Annotated in this window: 10 protein-coding genes; 4 read left to right on the top strand and 6 right to left on the bottom strand. The window is 60.5% G+C overall.

The genetic code is table 11. The features are described from left to right. Positions 1 to 19: 19 nt before the first annotated feature. From clpX to ACFOMF_RS06100, 4 genes are all read left to right on the top strand, one after another. Entirely contained in the window at positions 20 to 1300 is a 1281-nt protein-coding gene (clpX, locus tag ACFOMF_RS06115) for an ATP-dependent Clp protease ATP-binding subunit ClpX (protein WP_386362334.1), read from the top strand. Between the two features lie 115 nt (positions 1301 to 1415). Then, on the top strand, positions 1416 to 3812 hold the full coding sequence (gene lon / locus ACFOMF_RS06110) for an endopeptidase La (protein WP_386362331.1): 2397 nt from the start codon (positions 1416 to 1418) through the stop codon (positions 3810 to 3812). A gap of 124 nt (positions 3813 to 3936) precedes the next feature. Beyond that, the gene (locus ACFOMF_RS06105; RefSeq protein WP_386362328.1) at positions 3937 to 4209 is read left to right on the top strand and encodes an HU family DNA-binding protein; all 273 of its coding nucleotides are present in this window, start codon (positions 3937 to 3939) and stop codon (positions 4207 to 4209) included. Positions 4210 to 4336: 127 nt separating this feature from the next. Further along, positions 4337 to 6193 (top strand): SurA N-terminal domain-containing protein, encoded by a 1857-nt coding sequence (locus ACFOMF_RS06100; RefSeq protein WP_386362325.1) that lies wholly within the window; start codon positions 4337 to 4339, stop codon positions 6191 to 6193. Positions 6194 to 6249: 56 nt separating this feature from the next. Here ACFOMF_RS06100 and fabI read toward each other — a convergent pair whose 3' ends face one another. From fabI to ACFOMF_RS06070, 6 genes are read right to left on the bottom strand one after another with little or no spacing between them, the layout of a single operon-like run. Then, positions 6250 to 7044 (bottom strand): enoyl-ACP reductase FabI, encoded by a 795-nt coding sequence (gene fabI / locus ACFOMF_RS06095; RefSeq protein WP_386362322.1) that lies wholly within the window; start codon positions 7042 to 7044, stop codon positions 6250 to 6252. Further along, positions 7031 to 8671: an ABC transporter ATP-binding protein gene (locus ACFOMF_RS06090; RefSeq protein WP_386362319.1), complete on the bottom strand. Its 1641-nt coding sequence runs from the start codon at positions 8669 to 8671 to the stop codon at positions 7031 to 7033. The genes fabI and ACFOMF_RS06090 overlap by 14 nt, the downstream gene beginning before the upstream one ends. A 1-nt stretch (position 8672) precedes the next feature. Beyond that, entirely contained in the window at positions 8673 to 9692 is a 1020-nt protein-coding gene (locus ACFOMF_RS06085) for an ABC transporter permease (protein WP_386362316.1), read from the bottom strand. Between the two features lie 4 nt (positions 9693 to 9696). Further along, positions 9697 to 10770 carry a microcin C ABC transporter permease YejB gene (locus ACFOMF_RS06080; RefSeq protein ID WP_386362313.1) on the bottom strand — a complete coding sequence of 358 codons (1074 nt, stop codon included), beginning with the start codon at positions 10768 to 10770 and terminating at the stop codon, positions 9697 to 9699. A gap of 2 nt (positions 10771 to 10772) precedes the next feature. Continuing rightward, positions 10773 to 12635: an extracellular solute-binding protein gene (locus tag ACFOMF_RS06075; protein ID WP_386362310.1), complete on the bottom strand. Its 1863-nt coding sequence runs from the start codon at positions 12633 to 12635 to the stop codon at positions 10773 to 10775. Next, on the bottom strand, positions 12632 to 14458 hold the full coding sequence (locus ACFOMF_RS06070) for an extracellular solute-binding protein (protein ID WP_386362307.1): 1827 nt from the start codon (positions 14456 to 14458) through the stop codon (positions 12632 to 12634). The genes ACFOMF_RS06075 and ACFOMF_RS06070 overlap by 4 nt, the downstream gene beginning before the upstream one ends. Between the last annotated feature and the right edge of the window lie 116 nt (positions 14459 to 14574).

Genomic DNA, 14574 nt, shown 5'->3' with positions numbered 1-14574 from the left:
TTCCGATTTGGAACGATCAATGACAGATACCCGCAACGGCGAGGACACTGGCAAACTGCTTTACTGCTCTTTTTGCGGCAAAAGCCAGCACGAAGTACGCAAGCTGATTGCCGGTCCCTCTGTCTTCATCTGTGACGAATGCGTCGACCTGTGCAATGACATCATCCGCGAGGAGGTGCAGGAAGCACAGACCGAGAGCAGCCAGCACAAATTGCCCACCCCTCGGGAGATCAGCGGCATCCTCGATCAATACGTCATTGGTCAGGTGCGTGCCAAGAAGATCCTGGCAGTAGCGGTGTACAACCACTACAAGCGCTTGAACCAACGTGACAAGAAAGACGACGTCGAACTGGGCAAGAGCAACATTCTCCTGATCGGGCCGACCGGTTCGGGCAAGACCTTGCTGGCGGAAACGCTTGCTCGCTTGCTCAACGTGCCGTTCACCATCGCCGACGCGACGACCCTCACCGAGGCGGGCTACGTGGGCGAAGATGTCGAGAACATCATCCAGAAGCTGTTGCAGAAGTGCGACTACGATGTCGAGAAGGCCCAGATGGGCATCGTCTACATCGACGAGATCGACAAGATTTCACGTAAGTCCGACAACCCGTCGATCACGCGCGACGTGTCCGGTGAAGGGGTTCAGCAGGCCCTGCTGAAGCTTATCGAAGGCACTGTGGCCTCGGTACCGCCACAGGGGGGGCGCAAGCACCCACAGCAGGAATTCCTGCAGGTCGACACGCGCAACATCCTGTTCATCTGCGGCGGCGCTTTCTCTGGCCTCGAAAAGGTCATCCAGAATCGCTCCACCAAAGGCGGCATCGGCTTCAATGCCGAGGTGCGTAGCCAGGAAGAAGGCAAGAAGATCGGCGAATCGCTGAAGGCGGTCGAGCCCGATGATCTGGTCAAGTTCGGGTTGATTCCCGAGTTCGTCGGCCGTTTGCCCGTTGTGGCGACGCTGGAGGAACTCGACGAGGCTGCACTGATCCAGATTCTTACCGAACCCAAGAATGCGCTTACCAAACAGTATGGCCGATTGTTCGACATGGAAGATGTGGAGCTCGAGTTCCGTACCGATGCGCTGAAGGCAGTCGCCAAACGCGCCCTGGAGCGGAAGACCGGGGCTCGCGGCCTGCGATCGATTCTTGAAGGTGTTCTGCTCGAAACCATGTACGACATCCCATCCCAGAAGGATGTGAGCAAAGTGGTTATCGACGAGAGCGTCATCGAGGGGACGTCCAAGCCGCTGTTGATTTACGAGAGCAATGAACCGCCCGCAAAGGCGGCGCCAGACGCTTGATGCAAGGGCCTCCGGGCCCTTTCGCATTTTCATGGCGCTTGTTTTTTGGAGGCTATGCCGCCATCTTACCGACAGGTGCTTTTTATCGTTTAACGGCAACGGGTGAAGCTGAATTATGAAGACAACCATCGAATTGCCTCTCCTGCCGCTGCGTGATGTGGTGGTCTATCCGCACATGGTGATCCCACTCTTCGTCGGCCGCGAGAAGTCGATCGAGGCGTTGGAGTCAGCGATGATGGGCGACAAGCAGATCCTGCTGTTGGCCCAGAAGAACCCGGCTGATGACGACCCCGGTGAGGACGCCCTCTATCGAGTGGGAACGGTGGCAACTGTTCTGCAGCTGCTCAAGTTGCCTGATGGCACGGTTAAAGTGCTGGTCGAAGGCGAACAGCGCGGCGTTATCGAGCGTTTTGCCGATGGCGAGAACCACTGCCGCGCCGAAGTCGCTCTTATCGATGAAAGCGAGGTGGCAGCACGGGAAGCCGAGGTGTTCGTGCGTAGCCTGCTGAGCCAGTTCGAACAGTATGTACAGCTTGGCAAGAAGGTACCCGCCGAGGTGCTGAGCTCGCTGACCGGCATCGACGATGCCGCGCGGTTGGTGGACACCATGGCTGCGCATATGGCGCTCAAGATCGAGCAGAAGCAGCAGATCCTCGAAATCACCGATCTGGCCGAGCGTGTCGAGCATGTGCTGTCGTTGCTGGACGGCGAGATCGATCTGCTGCAAGTGGAAAAGCGCATCCGTGGCCGGGTCAAGAAGCAAATGGAGCGCAGCCAGCGCGAGTACTACCTGAATGAGCAGATGAAAGCCATTCAAAAAGAGCTGGGGGATATCGACGAAGGCCACAATGAAGTCGATGAGCTCAAGCGCCGCATAGAAGAAGCCGGCATGAGCAAGGACGCCTATGCCAAGGCTCAGGCCGAGCTGAACAAGCTCAAGCAGATGTCGCCAATGTCTGCCGAGGCGACTGTAGTGCGCTCGTACATCGACTGGCTGGTCAATGTGCCATGGAAACAGGCAAGCAAGGTTCGCCTGGATCTCGCCAAGGCAGAAGACATCCTTGACGCCGACCACTACGGCCTGGAAGAGGTGAAGGATCGCATTCTCGAATACCTTGCGGTGCAGAAGCGGGTCAAGAAGCTCAAGGGCCCGGTGCTCTGCCTCGTGGGGCCTCCTGGGGTCGGCAAGACTTCCCTGGCCGAGTCGATTGCACGCGCGACCAACCGCAAATTCATTCGCATGGCGCTCGGCGGCGTTCGTGACGAGGCGGAGATCCGCGGGCACCGTAGAACCTATATCGGCTCGATGCCGGGCCGGTTGATCCAGAAGATGGCAAAGGTCAGCGTGCGCAATCCGTTGTTCCTGCTGGACGAGATCGACAAGATGAGCAGCGACATGCGTGGCGATCCCGCTTCCGCGCTGCTCGAGGTGCTCGATCCGGAACAGAATCACAATTTCAATGATCATTACCTTGAGGTCGATTACGACCTCTCGGATGTGATGTTCGTCTGTACCGCCAATTCGATGAACATCCCAGCGCCCCTGCTGGACCGTATGGAGATCATCCGTCTTCCTGGCTACACCGAGGACGAGAAGATCAACATCGCCAATCGCTACCTGGCACCGAAGCAGATCGCGGCGAACGGCCTGAAGAAGGGCGAGATCCTGTTCGATGGCAGCGCCTTCCGCGACATGATCCGCTATTACACCCGTGAAGCAGGAGTACGCAGCCTCGAGCGACAGATCGCCAAGGTATGCCGCAAGGTGGTCAAGGAGCATGCGCTGGAAAAAAATGCCAAGGCGGTGGTGTCGGATGACTCCCTCGAGCACTTTCTGGGCGTTCGCAAGTTCCGCTACGGCCTCGCCGAGCAGCAGGATCAGATCGGTCAGGTGACGGGGCTGGCCTGGACCCAGGTCGGTGGCGAATTGCTTACCATCGAATCGGCCGTGGTCCCGGGTAAAGGCCGGATGACCAAGACCGGTTCACTTGGCGATGTCATGGGTGAGTCCATTACCGCAGCGCTGACCGTGGTACGCAGTCGGGGAGCCAGTCTGGGGATCAATGTCGAGGAACTGGAGCGCCGTGATATACATATCCATGTGCCTGAAGGCGCGACGCCGAAGGACGGGCCCAGTGCGGGTATCGGCATGGCGACCGCACTGGTCTCGGCGCTAACCCAGATACCGGTGCGGGCCGATGTGGCCATGACCGGAGAAATCACGCTCCGTGGTCAAGTGCTCGCCATCGGGGGATTGAAGGAAAAACTGCTCGCGGCTCACCGGGGCGGTATCAAAACCGTCATCATCCCCGAAGAGAACAAGCGTGATCTCAAGGAAATTCCGGAAAACATCAAGCAGGATCTGGAGATTAAGCCTGTCAAGTGGATTGACGAGGTCCTCCAAATTGCGCTGCAATACGCGCCGGAGCCCTTGCCTGACGCGGCTCCCGAGATTGTCGCAAAGGATGAGAATCGTGAGTCTGATTCCAAGGAGCGAATCAGTACGCATTAGCCGGACGGCATTAAAGGCAGGTTTTCTGGTCCATCCATTACCAGCCTGCCGCTGCGGTTCGGCACCGCTTTATGTTTAACACCGTATATTCAATATGACTCAACAGGAATAAGGGGATTCTAGAGTGAACAAATCGGAACTGATCGACGCCATCGCCGCATCTGCTGATATCCCGAAGGCCATTGCGGGCCGTGCGCTTGACGCGATGATCGAATCCGTCACCGATGCGCTGAAAACCGGTGATTCGGTAGTACTGGTTGGTTTCGGTACTTTTGCGGTCAAGGAGCGTGCTGCCCGGACCGGTCGCAACCCGCAAACCGGCAACCCGATCAACATCGAAGCAGCCAAGATCCCCGGCTTCAAAGCAGGCAAGGCGCTGAAAGACGCCGTGAACTGAGCGTCGCTGTATTCGGAATCACCCGGATATTGAAACATTCTAGAAAGGCGCATCCCTGGATGCGCCTTTCTTTTATCTGGATAATGCGCTGCCGCAGAATCGCCTGCCGCAGTGTCCAGGGGGACTCATGCTCCAAAACATCAGGGACAATTCGCAAGGCTGGATAGCCAAGACGATCATCGGGATCATCGTTGTGCTTCTCGCATTCACTGGCGTCGAGGCCATCTTCGGGCCTTCTGGCAGTGGCCGGGACGTGGCAGAGGTCAACGGCGAGCCCATTACCCAGCGGGACCTCGAGCAGGCTGTCAGCATGCAGCGCAATCAGTTGCTCCAGCAGCTCGGCGGAGACTTCGATCCCGGTATGCTGAACGAGAACCTGCTGCGTGAGTCGGCGCTTACTGGCCTGATCGATCGCACCCTGCTGTTGCAGGCCACGCGCGATGCCCGGTTCGCCTATTCCCAGGGCGCCCTGGACCAGATCATTCTGCAGACGCCGGAATTCCAGGTTAATGGCCGTTTCGACGCCAATCGCTTCGATCAGGTCATTCAGCGTCTCGGTTACAGCCGCATGCAGTTCCGTGAACTGCTTGAGCAGGAGATGCTGATCGGTCAGCTCAGGGCTGGTATTGCAGGGTCAGGATTCGTCACTGATCAGCAGATCGAAGCCTTTGTCCGCCTGGAGGCACAGACGCGCGACTTCGAAATGCTGATGGTGCAGGCGGACCCGGCAACTGTCGAGGTGAACGAAGAGGAGATACAGCAGTACTACGAGGCCAATCAGGAACGCTTCCGCAGCCCTGAGCAGGTGCTGGTCGAATATGTTGCGCTGCGCAAGAATGACTTCTTCGATCAGGTAGAAGTGGACGAAGCCCAGGTCGAAGCGCTATATCGCCGGCAGATCGCCAATCTGGCCGAACAGCGTCGCGCCGCGCATATTCTTGTCGAGACCGATGGCGATGTCAGTGACGCTGATGCGCGTGCGCAGGTTGAAGCCATTCGCCAGCGACTGGAGCAGGGCGAGGACTTTGCCGAACTCGCGCGTGAGCTGTCGCAGGATGCCGGGTCGGCGGATGAAGGTGGTGACCTCGGCTATGCAGGGCCTGGTGTCTATGACCAGGAGTTCGAAGATGCCCTCTATGCCCTGAGCGAAGAGGAAGTGTCAGAGCCTGTGCGGACCGAGTTCGGCTGGCACCTGATCCAGCTGCTGGGAGTCCAGGCGCCGGAAATCCCGGCACTCGAGACGGTACGGCTGGAACTCGAAAGGCAGATTCGTGCCGAGCAGGTCGAGCAGCGTTTCGTCGAGGCGAGCAAGCGCCTGGAAGGCGCCGCTTACGAATCTGCCGACCTGGAGCAGCCGGCTGAAGAGATGGGGCTTGAGGTGCTGACCGCGGGTCCGTTCAGTCGCGAGGGAGGCGAGGGTCTGGCTGCAAACCGTCAGTTCGTACAGGCGGCGTTTAGCGAACTGGTGCTGATTGAAGGGGCCAATAGCGAACTGATCGAGCTCGATACCGAAACCGCAGTGATCCTTCGCGTGCGGGAACACCAGCGCCCCCAGGTGCTGCCATTGGAAGAGGTAGCAGAGCGGATCGAGGCACAGTTGCGGCGTTCCAAGGCGACCGAGCAGGCACGCAGCGAAGGCGAAGCAGTGCTGGCGCAACTGCGTGAAGGCGCGGCGCTGGATCGTCCCTGGCAGCGGCTAGAAGCCGCCAGCCGTAACCAGGATGGCATCGACCCTGCGGTGCTGCAGCAGGTGTTCCGCATGCCGCGTCCTGCTCAGGCGGGTTCGCCGAGCCATGGCGGCCTGGTGCTCGGTGATGGTAGCTACGCGGTCGTCAGATTGCTTGGCGTCAATGACCAGCCATCCGTGCTGGATGACGAACAGCGACCCGACTATCGTCGCTTCCTGGCGTCGCGAGCGGGGCAGCAGGATTTTGCGGCGTTCATGAACGAGCTGCGCTCGAACGCCAAAATCGAGCGCAACTGATTCTCCGCGTACAAAAAACCCGCAGCGATGCGGGTTTTTTCATGTCTGGCGGCGGCTTATTCTTCCAGCGAGCCCATGGCGGTGGTGTTGAACCCGCCATCCACGTACAGGATTTCGCCGCTGATGCCGGACGCCAGGTCCGAGCAGAGAAACGCGCCAGCATTACCCACTTCGTCGATGGTCACGTTGCGGCGCAGAGGCGTCTGGCGCTCGTTGGCGGCAAGCATCTTGCGGAAGCTGGCGATACCGGAGGCGGCAAGGGTGCGGATCGGACCGGCCGAAATGGCGTTGACCCGTGTACCTTCCGGACCCAGGCTGCCGGCCAGGTAGCGAACGCCCGCCTCCAGGCTGGCCTTGGCCATGCCCATCACGTTGTAGTTGGGCATGGTGCGCTCGGCGCCGAGGTAGGACAGGGTCAGAAGGCTGCCGTTGCGCCCGTTCATCATCGGCCGGCCGGCCTTGGCCAGGGCCACGAAGCTGTAGGCGCTGATGTCGTGGGCGATACGGAAGCCCTCGCGGGTCGTGACGTCGGTGAAGTCTCCGTTGAGCTGATCACCGGGTGCGAAACCGACCGAGTGCACGATGATGTCCAGGCCGTCCCACTTCTGGCTCAACGCTTCGAATACCTTGGCGATGTCCTCGTCATTGGCCACGTCACATGGAAAGCACAATTCCGGGCCCGAGCCCCAGCCGCTGGCAAACTCCTCGACGCGATTCTTCAACTTTTCGTTCTGGTAGGTGAAAGCCAGCTCCGCGCCTTCACGGTGCATGGCTGCGGCAATACCGGAGGCAATGGACAGTTTGCTGGCAACACCAACGATCAATGCCCGCTTACCGCTAAGAAAACCCATGTGTCTTTCCCTCTTCTGGTTGTGCTGCAATTGCCGGGGCCAGAAAGGCGGACTCGAGCAATTGCTGTGTATACGGATGCTGGGGCGCTGCAAAGATGGTATCCGCCGCGCCATGCTCCACGACCTGACCATGGCGTACCACCATCAACTGGTGGCTGAGCGCCTTGACCACGGCCAGATCGTGGCTGATGAACAGGTACGTCAGGTTGTGTTTCGCCTGCAGGTTGCGCAAGAGTTCGACCACCTGACGCTGTACGGTACGGTCCAGTGCGGAGGTCGGCTCGTCCAGCAGGATCAGGTCCGGCTTGAGCACCAGCGCTCGCGCGATGGCGATCCGCTGCCGCTGGCCACCCGAAAACTCGTGGGGGTAGCGGTGCCGGGTATCCGGGTCCAATCCCACTTCCCCCAGGGCGTCGATGATAGCCTGTTCCTGTTCGGCCGCCGTACCCAGCCTGTGGATGCGCATGCCCTCGCCGATGATTTCCGAGACCGACATGCGCGGGCTGAGGCTGCCGAATGGATCCTGGAACACCACCTGCATCTGCCGGCGGAACGGCCGGACCTGTGCTTGCGACAGCCCTTGCAGGGGCTTGCCCTGGAAGCGGATGTCGCCCTGGCTGCCGATCAGACGGAGGATCGCCAGCCCCAGGGTGGACTTGCCGGAGCCACTTTCACCGACGATCCCAAGGGTCTGGCCCTTGGGCAAGCTGAAGCTGAGGCCGTCGACCGCCTTGACGTGGTCGAGGGTACGTCGCAGAAGCCCTTTCTTGATGGGAAACCAGACCCGCAGATCCTTCACCTCCAGCATCGGCTCGGCAGCTGCGGCTGGCACCGGTCCACCGCTGGGTTCGGCGGCCAGCAGCTCCCGGGTGTAGGGATGTTCAGGCGCCTGGAACAATTGCTCGCTGTCGGCAAGTTCCACGACGCGGCCCTGTTGCATGACGCAGACGCGGTGCGCAATTCGCCGCACAAGATTCAGGTCGTGGCTGATGAGGAGCAGGGCCATGCCCAGGCGTGCCTGAAGATCCTTGAGCAATTCCAGGATTTTCAACTGCACGGTGACGTCCAGGGCGGTGGTCGGCTCGTCCGCGATCAGGAGCTCGGGTTCGTTGGCCAGGGCCATGGCGATCATCACCCGCTGGCGCTGGCCGCCAGACAGCTCGTGAGGATAGGCGCGAAGGCGCTTGCGTGGTTCCGGTATGCCGACGAGTTCAAGCAGTTCGAGCGTGCGCTCCTCCGCAGCCTTGCCGCGCATACCCTTGTGCAGCGACAGCACTTCGGTGATCTGTCGCCCGATGCTGTGGAGCGGGTTGAGGGAGGTCATGGGTTCCTGGAAAACCATGGCGATCCGGTTGCCGCGCAGCGTGCGCATGTGCTTTTCGTCCGACTGGAGCAGGTCCTTGCCCTGATAAAGGATTTCGCCGCCGGGGTGGCGCGCCAGCGGGTAGGGCAGGAGGCGCAGGATGGAGTGTGCGCTTACCGATTTTCCGGAGCCGCTTTCGCCGACGATGGCCAGGGTTTCGCCTTTGCGGATATCGAAGCTGACACCCTCCACCACACGCTGGACACGATCGCCGCTGATGAATTCGACGTCGAGATTGCGCACTTCGATCAGGGTCTCGGTCATCTTATTTCCTTGGGTCGAAGGCATCGCGAGTCGCCTCGCCGACAAATACCAGCAGCGTCAGCATCAAGGCCAGGACGGCAAAGGCTGAGATACCCAGCCAGGGCGCCTGCAGGTTGGCCTTGCCCTGGGCCACCAGTTCGCCGAGCGAGGGTGATCCTGGTGGCAGGCCGAAACCGAGGAAGTCCAGCGCGGTCAGGGTGCCGATGGCGCCGGTCAGGATGAACGGCAGGAAGGTGAGGGTGGAGACCATGGCGTTGGGGAGGATGTGGCGAAACATGATTGCGCCGTTCTGCATGCCCAGGGCGCGAGCGGCCCGCACATATTCCAGATTGCGACCGCGGAGAAACTCGGCGCGGACCACATCCACCAGCGACATCCAGGAGAACAGCAGCATGATGCCCAGCAGCCACCAGAAGTTGGGCTGCACGAAGCTCGCCAGGATGATCAGCAGGTAGAGAACCGGCAGCCCGGACCAGATCTCCAGCAGCCGCTGGCCGACCAGGTCAACCCAGCCCCCGTAGAAGCCTTGCAGCGCGCCGGCCGCGATTCCGATGACCGAGCTGATAAGAGTGAGCGTCAGGGCAAACAGCACCGAGATGCGAAAGCCGTAGATTACCCGCGCCAGCACGTCCCGACCCTGGTCGTCAGTGCCCAGCAGGTTGGCCATCGAAGGCGGTGCGGGTGCCGGGACCTGGAGATCGTAGTTGATGCTCGAATAGCTGAAGGGAATCGGCGGCCAGAGCATCCAGCCGTCGCGCTCGGTAATCAGTTCCTGGATATAGGGGCTCTTGTAGTTGGCCTGGAGCGGAAACTCACCGCCAAACACGGTTTCCGGGTAGCGTTTGAAGACAGGAAAGAACCATTCGCCGTCGTAACGCACGACGATGGGTTTGTCGTTGGCGATGATTTCGGCGCCCAGGCTCAGCACGAACAGCACGAGAAAAATCCACAGCGACCAGTAGCCTCGCTTGTTCGCCTTGAACAGGGCCAGCCGCCGCTGATTGATCGGAGACATCGGCATCCGTTCAGCTCTCCCTGCTTTCGAAGTCGATACGGGGGTCGACAAGGGTGTAGGTGAGGTCCCCGATGAGCTTGACCACAAGCCCCAGCAGTGTGAACAGGAACAGGGTGCCGAAGACCACCGGGTAGTCCCGGTTTATCGCCGCCTCGAAGCTCAGCAGGCCAAGGCCATCCAGGGAGAAGATCACCTCGATCAGCAGCGAGCCGGTAAAGAACATGCCGATGAACGCGGCTGGAAAGCCGGCAATGATGATCAGCATGGCGTTGCGGAACACATGTCCATAGAGCACCCGATGCCGGCTGAGGCCCTTGGCTCGCGCGGTGGTCACGTATTGCTTGTTGATCTCGTCGAGAAAGCTGTTCTTGGTGAGCAGCGTCAGGGTGGCGAAATTGCCGATCACCAGTGCGGTGACCGGCAACGCCAGGTGCCAGAAGTAGTCCAGCAGCTTGCCCAGCAGGGTCAGTTCGTCGAAGTTGTTCGAGGTCAGTCCGCGTAGCGGAAACCAGTTCCAGTAGCTGCCGCCGGCGAACAGCACGATCAGCAGGATGGCGAACAGAAACGCCGGGATCGCGTAGCCGACGATGATCACCGAGCTGGTCCAGACATCGAACGGGCTGCCATGGCGTGTGGCCTTGGCGATGCCCAGGGGGATCGACACCAGGTACATGATCAGCGTACTCCAGAGTCCCAGGGAGATGGATACGGGCATCTTCTCGAGGATCAGGTCAGTGACCCTCGCGTCTCGAAAGAAACTCTCCCCGAAATCGAGCCTGGCGTAGTTGCTGAGCATGATCCAGAAGCGCTCGTGGGCGGGCTTGTCGAAGCCGTACTGGCGCTCGATCTCGGCGATGAGCGCCGGGTCGAGACCCTGGGCACCGCGGTAGTTGGTGCCTGCCGTGGCTACTTCGGAACCGCCACCAGCGATCCGGCTGGTGGCCCCCTCGAATCCCTCCAGTTGGGCGATGGCCTGTTCCACCGGCCCGCCCGGGGCGGCCTGGATGATGATGAAGTTGATCACCAGGATGCCGAAGAGTGTCGGAACGATCAGCAGCAGGCGCCGCAGGATGTATGCCAGCATAGTTACCGCTCCACGCCTTCGGCTTCCATGGGATCGACTGCCTGTTCGGGGTCGACTGCCTGCACCGGTACTGCTGGGCGTTTCCACCAGGTCATCAGGCCGATGTCGGTTTCAGGTGTGCTCTCCGGATGCTCTAGGTGATGCCAGTAGGCGACCCGCCAGGTCCTGATATGCCAGTTGGGCACCACGTAATGGCCCCAGAGCAGTACCCGGTCCAGCGCGCGGGTGTGGTTGACCAGCTCCTTGCGCGAGTCGGCACCGATCAGTTGCTCGACCAGTGTGTCGATGGCCGGGTCGGCCAGACCGATGAAGTTGCGGCTACCCGGGTTATCGGCACTGCTGGAATGCCAAAACTCGCGCTGCTCATTGCCCGGTGAGTTGGATTGACCGAAACCGCTGACGATCATGTCGAAATCACGCGAGCGCAGCCGGTTGATGTATTGGGAGACGTCCACCCGGCGGATCTCGAGCTCGATGCCCAGATCGGCAAGGTTGCGCTTGTAGGGCAACAGCACCCGCTCGAACTCGGTCTGCGCCAGCAGAAACTCCAACCGGACCGGGCGACCCTGGGTGTCGACCATGCGATCGTTCTCGACTCGCCAGCCGGCCTCGGTCAGCAAGCGGTAGGCCTTGCGCTGTTGTTCCCTGATGATGCCGCTGCCATCGGTCTTTGGCGGATTGAATTCCTGCTCGAACACTTCTTCAGGAATCTGCCCACGCAGCGGCTCGAGGATTCTCAACTCCTCGCCCTCCGGCAGGCCGGTGGATGCGAGCTCGGAGTTGTCGAAATAGCTGCGGGTCCGGGTATAGGCACTGTTGAACAGCTGGCGGTTGGTCCATTCGTAGTCGAACAGCAAACCCAGCGCCTCGCGTACCCGGCGATCCTGAAGCAATGGTCGGCGTAGGTTCATGATGAACCCCTGCATGCCGGTGGGGCTGTGGTTTTCGATCTCTTCCTTGATGATGCGTCCATCGAACACCGCTTCGATGTCGTAGGCCGTGGCCCAGTTCTTGGCACTGTTTTCGAGCCAGAAGTCGAACTGGCCCGCCTTGAACGCCTGCAGGGCTACGCTGTTGTCGCGGTAGTAGTCGATCACCAGGTGCTGGAAATTGTTGAAGCCACGATTAACCGGCAGATCCTTGCCCCAGTAGTCCTCGACCCGTGTGTAACGGATGGATCGCCCAGCCTGGACGCGTTCGACGCGATAGGGGCCGCTACCCAGGGGAGGTTCGAGGTTGCCGGAGTTGAAGTCACGCTCTTCCCACCAGTGCTTGGGGAGGACTGGTAGCTGGCCAAGAATCAGTGGAAGCTCGCGATTGCGGTTGTGCTTGAAGATGAAGCGTACCCGCCGCTCGGATTCGGCTTCGACCCGCTCGACATCCGCGTAGTAGGCTCGGTATTGCGGCGCGCCCTGGGTGATCAGGGTATTGAAGGTAAATACCACATCCTCGGCCGTCACCGGCTCGCCGTCGTGAAAGCGCGCCGCCGGATTCAGGTGAAAACGCACCCAGCTGTTGTCGGCCGCAGGCTCGATCTTCTCCGCCAGCAGGCCGTAGACGCTGAACGGCTCGTCGAGGCTGCCCTTGGCGAGGGTGTCGTAGATCAGCCCGATGTCATCTGCGGCAACACCTTTGCTGATGAAGGGGTTGAGGCTGTCGAAGCTGCCGAAACCCGCCTGACGCAGAGTGCCGCCCACGGGAGCATCCGGGTTCGCATAATCGAAGTGTGAAAATCCAGCTGGGTATTTTGGCGGCTCGCCATACAGGGTGAGCGCATGCCTTGGCGACGCGAGGGCGGCGCCGGCCAGGCAGCCGAGTGCAAGCAGCGCAATGCGCAACAGCGGATGACGAACATTGATCATCATTGGGCCTTCTCCTGACTTCTCAGCCACCAGGCTCGCAAACCCAAGGTGTAAGGCGGCGTCGTCACATGGTTGAAGCGATCGCGATAGGCCAGGCGATGGTAGCCGATGTACCAGTTGGGAATCGTGTAGTGATTCCACAGCAGCACGCGATCGATGGCCCGCGTGGTGGCGATCTGTTCTTCGCGGGTGGTTGCTCTTCGGAGCGTTTCCAGCAGGTCGTCCACGACCGGGTGGGCGATGCCGGCATAGTTGCGCCCGCCCTTGACGTCGACCTGGTTGGAGTGGAAATACAGTAACTGCTCGTTGCCCGGGCTGAGGCTCTGGGACAGCGAGGTGAGCATCATGTCGAAATCGTAGTTGTCCAGCCGCTGTTTGTACTGCGCGCGGTCCACCGTACGCAAGTGAGCCTGGATCCCGATGCGCGCGAGGTTTTCCACGTAGGGCTGGAAAATGCGCTCGAGGCGCGGATTGACCAGCAGAATTTCGATACGCAGCGGCTGGCCGCGCCTGTCGTGCAGCCCGCGCTCGGACAGCGTCCAGCCTGCCTCGTCGAGCAGACCGAGTGCCTGGCGCAGAGTGTCCCGCGGGATGCCCTGGCCCCCGGAGCGTGGGAGCCTGAAAGGCTCGGTAAACAGCTGCGCAGGAAGCTTGTCCCGGTGCGGCGATAACAGGAGCCATTCGGCGCCTTCGGGCTTGCCGGTCGCGCTGAACTGGCTGTTCGGGTAATAGCTCTGGGTACGCTCGTAGGCATCGTAGAACAGCGCCCGGTTGGTCCATTCGAAATCGAACATCATGCCCAAGGCCTTGCGGACGCGGGCATCGCTGAAGGCGGGGCGACGGCTGTTGATGAACAGGGCCTGGATGGGCGTTGGAATCTCATGGGGAATTTCCGCACGGATCACCTCGCCACGGCGAGCGGCCGGGAAGTTGTAACCGTTGGCCCAGTTCTTTGCCTGCCGTTCGATGAAGAAATCGAATTCTCCCGCCTTGAACGCCTCGAAGGCCACCAGCGCATCGCGGTAGAACTCGACCTCGACCCGATCATAATTGTACTTGCCGCGGTTGACGGGCAGGTCGGCGCCCCACCAGTTCTTTACCCGCTCGAAGACCAGGCGTCGGCCTGGCTGCACTTCGGTGATGCGGTAGGGACCACTGCCTAGCGGCGGCTCGAACGTCGTCGCCTCGAAATCCCGATCCTTCCAGTAGTGCTGAGGCAGTACCGGCATTTCACCGAGGCGCATGATCAGTAGCGCATCATCAGGATGATCGAAGACGAAGCGGATCCGGTGCCTGTTGAGAATGTCGACCCGCTCGACACCCTGCAGATTCATGCGGAAATTGGGATGGCCCTTGGACGTGAGCAAGCGATAGGAAAAGGCTACATCGTAGGCCGTGATCGGCTCGCCATCATGAAAGCGCGCTTCTTCACGCAGGTTGAATACGACCCAACTGAGATTGTCGGCATATTCGACACTTCGGGCGATCAGTCCGTAGCTTGAGGTGGCCTCGTCTCCGGAAGGATCGTAAACCCCTGTACCCACCATCAGCGGCTCGTTGAATTCATTGATCCCGTGCTGCAGGAAGTCGCCGTTCGAAGCGGGGTTGGTGCCTTTGAAGGTGTAGGGGTTGAGCGTGTCGAAGGTACCAAGAGACATAAGCCGCACAGTTCCGCCCTTGGGAGCGTCCGGGTCCACCCAGTCGAAGTGGCTGAAGTTGGCCGGGTATTTCAGCGCGCCGAACTGAACGAAGCCGTGACTTTCCGTAAGGGAAGCCTGGGCGGGCAGGCCGAAACCAAGGATGAACAGCAGTAGGAAAAGTCGCATCAGGCGGAGATAAGGTCTACAGGCTGGCTGAAAACGACCGCGCTTGGCTGGCCTGCATCGAAGTGGGGGCCGGCGCCTCCTGCTTCCTTGTTCGGGCGTACCGCGCCTGCGCACAG

The sequence above is a fragment of the Stutzerimonas tarimensis genome (assembly GCF_042648805.1).
Taxonomy (GTDB): domain Bacteria; phylum Pseudomonadota; class Gammaproteobacteria; order Pseudomonadales; family Pseudomonadaceae; genus Azomonas; species Azomonas tarimensis.
This window is presented reverse-complemented; position numbering and strand designations above follow the sequence as displayed.

Excerpts from the sequence above, each read along its gene's own strand:
- clpX (WP_386362334.1), top strand. The coding sequence starts at position 20 with ATGACAGATACCCGCAACGGCGAGGACACTGGCAAACTGCTTTACTGC.
- lon (WP_386362331.1), top strand. The coding sequence starts at position 1,416 with ATGAAGACAACCATCGAATTGCCTCTCCTGCCGCTGCGTGATGTGGTG.
- ACFOMF_RS06100 (WP_386362325.1), top strand. The coding sequence starts at position 4,337 with ATGCTCCAAAACATCAGGGACAATTCGCAAGGCTGGATAGCCAAGACG.
- fabI (WP_386362322.1), bottom strand. The coding sequence starts at position 7,044 with ATGGGTTTTCTTAGCGGTAAGCGGGCATTGATCGTTGGTGTTGCCAGC.
- ACFOMF_RS06090 (WP_386362319.1), bottom strand. The coding sequence starts at position 8,671 with ATGACCGAGACCCTGATCGAAGTGCGCAATCTCGACGTCGAATTCATC.
- ACFOMF_RS06085 (WP_386362316.1), bottom strand. The coding sequence starts at position 9,692 with ATGCCGATGTCTCCGATCAATCAGCGGCGGCTGGCCCTGTTCAAGGCG.
- ACFOMF_RS06080 (WP_386362313.1), bottom strand. The coding sequence starts at position 10,770 with ATGCTGGCATACATCCTGCGGCGCCTGCTGCTGATCGTTCCGACACTC.
- ACFOMF_RS06075 (WP_386362310.1), bottom strand. The coding sequence starts at position 12,635 with ATGATGATCAATGTTCGTCATCCGCTGTTGCGCATTGCGCTGCTTGCA.
- ACFOMF_RS06070 (WP_386362307.1), bottom strand. The coding sequence starts at position 14,458 with ATGCGACTTTTCCTACTGCTGTTCATCCTTGGTTTCGGCCTGCCCGCC.